This is a genomic window from Streptococcus mitis, from assembly GCF_003944325.1.
GTDB classification, from domain to species: domain Bacteria; phylum Bacillota; class Bacilli; order Lactobacillales; family Streptococcaceae; genus Streptococcus; species Streptococcus mitis_CW.
The window spans coordinates 1-2,526 of sequence record NZ_RJPX01000070.1; the positions used below are offsets into that span (position 1 = coordinate 1).

Genomic DNA, 2,526 nt, shown 5'->3' on the forward strand with positions numbered 1-2,526 from the left:
TTCTAGGTATTTCTAAAATACCTGCAGAAGACGTCTGCCAGTCGTCTAAATTACTCCAACATAAATTCTAAAAACTAACCTTTAACCGCATTCAAACGTCTCACACTAACTTCCACCATAGCGGAACTTAATCTGAAACGCTTTCAGATGAGAGGATTTTGTGCGCTCTTTTTTTCGATTCAGTTTGGTTAAAAAAGCAATAAAATCAAGCATTAGTAAAACCAGTGGAACTTACCCTGACACGGATTTNCACTGGTTTTTACAATTTTTATCAGACTAACTTCCACTTGGATTAGCGGTGGAACTTAGTTTGGGAATTTACCAATTTTTTGGAAAAATCTATTTAGATCAGTTTCCGCTTTATCTTCAATTAAAAAATATCAAATAAAGATCCAGTCACCAATTTAGTAAGAAAGTATAAAAAAGAACACCCCTAAAGGTGCTCTGTATAAGTATAGTAATTCTTTCGAATTAACGTTTACTAAATTGTGATGCTTTACGAGCTTTCTTAAGACCTGGTTTGATAGAGAAGTATTTCAGCATAGCTCAGAATCATAGTATAACAACTTTAAACACACTTTCCGTATTTAAATAATTTGAAAAAATTTCACTCAAACTGTTTTAAGAGGAGACACTTTTCCAATTTTATGATGAGCAAAAATATTATCTTTATTTTTTACTACCTATAAAATCAGATTTCCAACTTTCTAATATTGTTTGATCAAAATTATTGATTTGGTATTTAAGATGAATTGAATTAAGACTATATAAANGAACTAATACAAATCTAGCTGTTTGAATCTTTTGTTTAATGGTCAGCAATACTTCTCTATCTCTTTCAGTTATTCCATAAATTTTATCTGAATAATGGCTTTCCCCATTCAAAAGCAATCTATACATATGAGATTTTAGAAGTTCTCTCTCTTCTTTATCATCAATAGATTCACTTAATAATACTTCATTCGAACTTATCTCTGATATCCCTTTTTGATAATTAAATGTAGAAAAAGCTTCCAACACTCGTCTCATAACGTTACCAATATACGGAGAAAAATCTTTTGCAAAATCACATTTCTCATCCTCAATACAAGCAAATTCATATATTTTTGTAAGTTGCGTAGAATAGAAGTTTTCCTCTTTATCAGCTGTCTCTATACCAGTCATAGAATTCAATTGTTTTAATTTAATTTGATTATCTTTAAAAACTCTCTTCCCATCAGTATCTAAAATATCTTCAAATATTTTATAACAATTATAATAGACATCACTATCATGAGTTAGTATCAGTATCTTGCTATTCTTATTACCAATACCAATTTTCTCAATTTCTCCTCGAAGGAGGCTATATATTCCTAATTTAATCTCATGATCAAAACTAGATACCGGATCATCAAGAACTAATAAAAGTGGGAAATTATACTGATTATCAACATTTTGATTTTGATTGACTATAGAAAAAAAGTAACATAAACCAATCGCATTTCTTTCTCCAGTAGATAAGCTACTTAAATTTGTCCTTTTCCCTCTAGATAAAACATAATAAAATCCGTCTTCCTGTTCTAATTTTAATCGCTCAGAATCATAAAATACTCTACCTAATTGCTTATTAATATTGTCAAGAGCTAAAGTAGTATTTTTTACCGACTGCTCATCTTTTAAAATTTTCTCATTTAACTCTTTTATTGAATTCTCAGTTTTATTTGCTTCTTTTTTATTATTAATTACTTCTTGATAAAAAATCTCTGTTTCTTTATAAGCTAATTTATTATTAAGTTTATTTGCTTCTATAAGATTAGCAGAAATTTGCTTGAATCTTATATTATATTCATCACAAGCTCTATTGTATTCAGACAAAGCTACATCATAAGCATTTTTAGATTTGANGAGTAATTCACTATTAAAGTTATAATCCATATAAACATTACTCTTCTTGGTATTTAGTTTATTAATCATTAAATTAAGGTTTGATTTTAAATCCTCTATTGATTTATTCAAACTTATCCTTACATCTTCTTCTATTCTTTTATCTAGATCTGCAGAATCTAATTCTACAATTTTTAGCTCAAATATTTTAACAACTTGATCTATATACCTAATATGTTTAGATATCTCATCATTTAGCAATTGTTTCTTCAAAACTGATTTTAATTGAGCTAAAGTATCTCGTTTATAATCCTCATTGATTTCCTGAAAACATGTTGGACAATTATTTGAATTTCCTTTTAATATGCTTTCTGTTTTTTCTATACTACTCTCAACATTATTTCCTAGTATTTCAATAATCTGATTTTCTCTCTCTGTTAGTTCTATCATATTAACTGGCTCAGAAACTATTTTTAATTTTTCTTTTATTTCACTAACGGAAATTTCTACCTCTGAGTATCTGTTAATCTTTTTTTCATTCCTAGCAGAGTCTATTTCTTTTATCAGATTATTAAGATCTTCTTCTAATTTTAGCACTGATTTTGAAGAAACAGAACTAGAAATTTTATTTATTAAACTATCATTGAAGTAAGGATTTTTATT

The 2,526-nt window shown here is 27.8% G+C and carries 1 protein-coding gene; it reads right to left on the minus strand.

Features of this window, described 5'->3' with window-relative positions; all coding sequences use genetic code 11:
* Positions 1-669: 669 nt before the first annotated feature.
* The coding region (locus D8787_RS10990; RefSeq protein WP_142999771.1) for an AAA family ATPase at positions 670-2,526 on the minus strand (1,857 nt) is incomplete at its 5' end.